Source organism: Sphingobium sp. C100 (assembly GCF_000508185.1).
Lineage (GTDB): Bacteria > Pseudomonadota > Alphaproteobacteria > Sphingomonadales > Sphingomonadaceae > Sphingobium.
On sequence record NZ_AYOY01000060.1, the window covers coordinates 1 to 4,918 of the forward strand.

A 4,918-nucleotide genomic window follows, 5' to 3' on the forward strand; every position below is an offset into this window, starting at 1 on the left:
AGCCGCAAGCAGGAACGGGTGAAGATGACCCGCCTGCGCCAGACGGTCGCCAAGCGCCTGAAGGAAGCGCAGAACAACGCCGCGCTGCTCACCACCTTCAACGATGTCGACATGACGAACGTCATCGAGGCGCGGACCAAATATAAGGACTTGTTCGAAAAGAAGCATGGCGTCCGTCTGGGCTTCATGGGCTTCTTCACCAAGGCCGTGTGCATGGCGCTCAAGGACATTCCGGGGGTCAATGGCCAGATCGAAGGCGATGAGATCGTCTATAACGACTTCTGCGACATCTCCGTCGCGGTCTCGGCGCCGACCGGCCTGGTCGTTCCGGTGATCCGCAATGCCGAGAGCATGAGCGTCGCGAAGATCGAGAAGACCATCGGCGAGTTCGGCAAGAAGGCCAAGGAAGGCAAGCTGACGATGGAAGATATGAAGGGCGGCACCTTCACCATCTCCAACGGCGGCGTGTTCGGTTCGCTGATGTCGACCCCGATCATCAACCCGCCCCAGTCGGCGGTGCTGGGCCTCCACCGCATCGAGGACCGCCCGGTCGTCCGCAACGGCCAGGTGGTTGTCCGCCCGATGATGTATCTGGCACTGAGCTACGATCATCGCCTGATCGACGGTCGCGAAGCGGTGACCTTCCTGGTCGCGGTCAAGAATGCGATCGAAGACCCGACCCGCCTGCTGATCGACCTGTAAGCCAATCCGACGTGCTCCTGCGAAAGCAGGAGCACGGGGTGGAGAAGAGCGACGAAAGCGGGATATGTATCTGATGGCCAGCAGGCGCAATGGCACGCTCTATTTGGGTGTCACGAGCGACCTGGCCGCCGGAGCCTATCAACACCGCAACGTTCTGACAGATGGCTTTACGAAGCACCATGGCTGCACCATGTTGGTGTGGTTCGAAGCAAATGATGATCTGCAGGAGGCGCGGCAACGCGAACTGCGGATGAAAAATGGAAACGCGCCTGGAAGATCGAGTTGATCGAACGGGGGAATCCGCCATGGCGGGACTTGTTCGAGACGCTGTTCTGACGACGCCCTGGGCTCCTGCGTTCGCAGGAGCGCAAGAATGAGGTGAGAGATGGCAGAGTTCGATTATGACGTCCTGGTGATCGGTTCCGGCCCCGGCGGCTATGTCGCGGCGATCCGCGCGGCGCAGCTGGGCCTCAAGACCGCCTGCGCAGAAAGCCGTGAGACGTTGGGCGGCACTTGCCTCAATGTCGGTTGCATCCCGTCCAAGGCGCTGCTGCACGCATCGGAACTTTATGACGAGGCCGCGAACGGCATGCTCGCCAAGCTGGGCGTCAAGATCGACAAGATGAGCCTGGACCTGCCCACCATGCAGGGCCAGCGCATCGACGCGGTCAAGGGCCTGACCGGCGGCATCGAGTTTCTGTTCAAGAAGAACAAGGTGACATGGCTCAAGGGCCTCGCCAGCTTCACCGGCGCCAACACTGTGGAAGTGAATGGCGAAAAGGTGACGGCAAAGAACATCGTCATCGCCACCGGTTCGTCGGTCGCGCCGCTGCCGGGCGTCGCGGTCGATAATGCGGGCGGCAAGATCGTCGATTCGACCGGCGCGCTGGAACTGGACAAGGTGCCCGATCATCTGGTCGTCGTCGGCGGCGGCGTGATCGGCCTGGAACTGGGTTCGGTCTGGAAGCGTCTGGGCGCCAAGGTCACGGTGGTCGAATATCTCGACCAGATCCTGCCCGGCATGGACGGCGAAGTCCGCAAGGAAGCCAACAAGCTCTTCAAGAAGCAGGGCTTCGAGTATAAGCTCGGCACCAAGGTGACGGGCGCCGAAGCCGGCAAGAAGGGCGTGACCCTGACGGTCGAGCCGGCGGCCGGCGGAGAGGCGGAGAAGATCGAGGCCGATGTCGTCCTCGTCTCGATCGGCCGCCGTCCCAATACCGAAGGGCTTGGCCTCGACAAGATCGGGCTGGAGCTCAATCAACGCGGCCAGATCGAGACCGATCACGACTTCGCGACCAAGGTGCCCGGCGTCTGGGCGATCGGCGACGTCATCCCCGGCCCGATGCTCGCGCACAAGGCCGAAGATGAAGGCATTGCCGTTGCCGAGAATATCGCGGGCCTGACCGGCATCGTGAACCATGACGTGATCCCGAGCGTGGTCTACACCAAGCCGGAGATTGCCGGCGTGGGCCTGACCGAGGAAGTCGCCAAGGAGCGCGGCGCGATCAAGGTCGGCAAATTCCCGATGATGGCCAACAGCCGCGCCAAGACCAATCACGAGCCTGAGGGTTTCGTGAAGATCATCGCCGACGCCGAAACCGACAAGGTGCTGGGCGTGTGGATCATTGCCACGCTCGCCGGCACGATGATCGCGCAGGCGGCGCAGGCGATGGAATTCGGCGCGTCGAGCGAGGATATCGCCTATACCTGCCACGCGCACCCGACGCATAGCGAGGCGATCAAGGAAGCGGCCATGGCCGTCACCGGCAAGCCGATCCATATGTGATCCGACCGGCAACCTGTCGATCAAAGGAAAGGCCTCCATCCGGGGGCCTTTTCTTTTGCCTGCCGTCCGGCGCCCAGGCGTTCGTCGGCGGCGCAATATTCTGCCAAAGGGTCTGGTCGTTTCAGGGGCGAGTGGTTACATGGGCCGCCACGAATCCCCATCGGACGCACCCGTCCGTCCCGCAGCAGAAAGTGGCTTTCACATGGACATCCGCCTCGGCCTCACCTTCGACGACGTGCTGTTGCAGCCCGCCGAATCCGATGTGCTGCCCAGCCAGGCGGACACCAGCACCCAGGTCACGCGCCAGATCAGGCTCAACATCCCGATCCTCTCGTCCGCCATGGATACGGTGACGGAAGCCGACATGGCCATCGTCATGGCGCAACTGGGCGGCATCGGCGTCCTCCACCGCAACCTGTCGGTCGAGGAGCAGGCCGACGCGGTCCGCGCGGTCAAGCGCTTCGAAAGCGGCATGGTGGTCAATCCCATCACGATCCTGCCCACTGCCACGCTGGCCGATGCGCAGATGCTGATGCAGCGCCACAAGATCAGCGGTATTCCGGTGGTCGAAAATTCGGGCAAGCTGGTCGGCATCCTGACGCATCGCGATGTCCGCTTCGCTGAAAATCCGGCCCAGCGGGTCAGCGAACTGATGACGAAGGACAATCTTGCCACCGTCAAGGTCGGCGTGGGTCAGGAGGAGGCGCAGCGACTGTTGCACCAGCGCCGCATTGAAAAGCTGCTGGTGGTGGACGACGCCTATCATTGCGTCGGCCTCATCACCGTCAAGGACATCGAAAAGGCGGTTACCTATCCCCAGGCGACGAAGGATGCGTCGGGTCGCCTGCGCGTCGCCGCTGCTTCCACCGTGGGCGAAACGGGGCTGGAACGCAGCAAGGCGCTGATCGATGCGGAATGCGACCTCATCGTCATCGACACCGCCCATGGCCATAGCAGGCAGGTGTCGGCGGCGGTCGAGGCGGTGAAGAAACTGTCCAACCATGTTCAGGTCGTGGCCGGCAATGTCGCCACCGCCGAAGCGACCAAGGCGCTGATCGGCGCGGGCGCGGACTGCGTGAAGGTCGGCATCGGCCCCGGTTCCATCTGCACCACCCGCGTCGTCGCGGGCGTCGGCGTGCCACAGTTGACCGCCGTGATGGATTCGGCCGAGGAAGCGGCGAAGCAGGGCGTGCCGGTGATCGCCGATGGCGGACTGCGCACGTCGGGCGACGTGGCCAAGGCGCTGGCCGCGGGCGCGGGTTGTGTCATGGTCGGATCGTTGCTGGCTGGCACGGCCGAGGCGCCGGGCGAAACCTTCCTTTACCAGGGCCGCGCCTATAAGAGCTATCGCGGCATGGGCAGCGTCGGCGCGATGGCGCGCGGCAGCGCCGACCGCTATTTCCAGGCCGACATCAAGGACCAGATGAAGCTGGTGCCCGAAGGGATTGAGGGTCAGGTGCCGTTCAAGGGACCGGCCAAGGACGTCATCCATCAGCTGGTCGGCGGCGTGAAGGCGGCGATGGGCTATACCGGCAGCCGCACGATCAAGGATCTTCAGGAGCGCGCCCGCTTCGTCCAGATCACCAATGCGGGGCTTTCGGAAAGCCATGTCCACGACGTGACGATCACGCGCGAAGCGCCCAACTACCCGACGCGCTGACACTATAATCCCTCTCCCTGACAAAGGAGGGGGTAGGGGTGGTTGCCAGCGCAGGGAGCTTCCTGCGGCAACCCCCATCCAGACCCCTCCCGACAGGGAGGGGGGAAGGCATCGATGACCCCCTCCGCCCGCATCCAGGCCGCGATCGATCTGCTGGACCTCATCATCGCCTCGGCGCGTGATGGCGGGCCGGCGGCCGATACGCTGATCGCGCGTTATTTCAAGGAACGGCGTTATGCCGGCTCGCGCGACCGCCGGGCGGTGCGCGACCATGTCTATGACGCGATCCGCCGCGCCGGGGAACGCCCCGACGACGGCCGCGCGGCGGTGGTCGGCCTGGCGCTGGAGCGACCCGAAATCGCTGCCCTGTTCGACGGTTCACCCCACGGCCCGGCGCCGATCGAGCCGGGAGAGAGCGGCGCGGAGGCGGGCGATGTTCCCGTCTGGCTCCAGCCCCTGTTTGCCGCGCCGGTGGAGCAGGATGCGCTGCTGGGCCGCGCGCCCGTCGATCTGCGCGTCAACCGCCTGAAGGCGACAGCGGCCGAGGTTGCGCCGCAATTGCCCGATGCCCGGCCGATCGCGGGCCTGCCCGATGCGCTGCGCTTGCCGGAGGGCTATCCCGTCGAGCAGGGCGCACCGTGGAAAGATGGCCTGGTCGAGGTTCAGGACGCCGGCAGCCAGTGGATCGCGGCGGCCTGTGGCGCGCGACCCGGCATGACCGTGATGGACCTGTGCGCCGGCGCTGGCGGCAAGACGCTGGCGCTGGCGGC

Annotated in this window: 3 protein-coding genes and 2 pseudogenes; all 5 read left to right on the forward strand. The window is 64.7% G+C overall.

Annotated features, from left to right (window positions below):
* The coding region (gene sucB, locus C100_RS30470) for a dihydrolipoyllysine-residue succinyltransferase (protein ID WP_024018827.1) at nt 1-702 on the forward strand (702 nt) is incomplete at its 5' end.
* 73 nt (nt 703-775) lie between these two features.
* A pseudogene (locus tag C100_RS30475) lies at nt 776-1,038 on the forward strand (GIY-YIG nuclease family protein).
* Between the two features lie 49 nt (nt 1,039-1,087).
* On the forward strand, nt 1,088-2,488 hold the full coding sequence (gene lpdA / locus C100_RS30480) for a dihydrolipoyl dehydrogenase (RefSeq protein ID WP_024018828.1): 1,401 nt from the start codon (nt 1,088-1,090) through the stop codon (nt 2,486-2,488).
* A gap of 202 nt (nt 2,489-2,690) precedes the next feature.
* The gene (guaB, locus tag C100_RS30485; RefSeq protein ID WP_024018829.1) at nt 2,691-4,148 is read left to right on the forward strand and encodes an IMP dehydrogenase; all 1,458 of its coding nucleotides are present in this window, start codon (nt 2,691-2,693) and stop codon (nt 4,146-4,148) included.
* Between the two features lie 114 nt (nt 4,149-4,262).
* A pseudogene (locus C100_RS30490) lies at nt 4,263-4,918 on the forward strand (RsmB/NOP family class I SAM-dependent RNA methyltransferase); the annotation flags it as partial.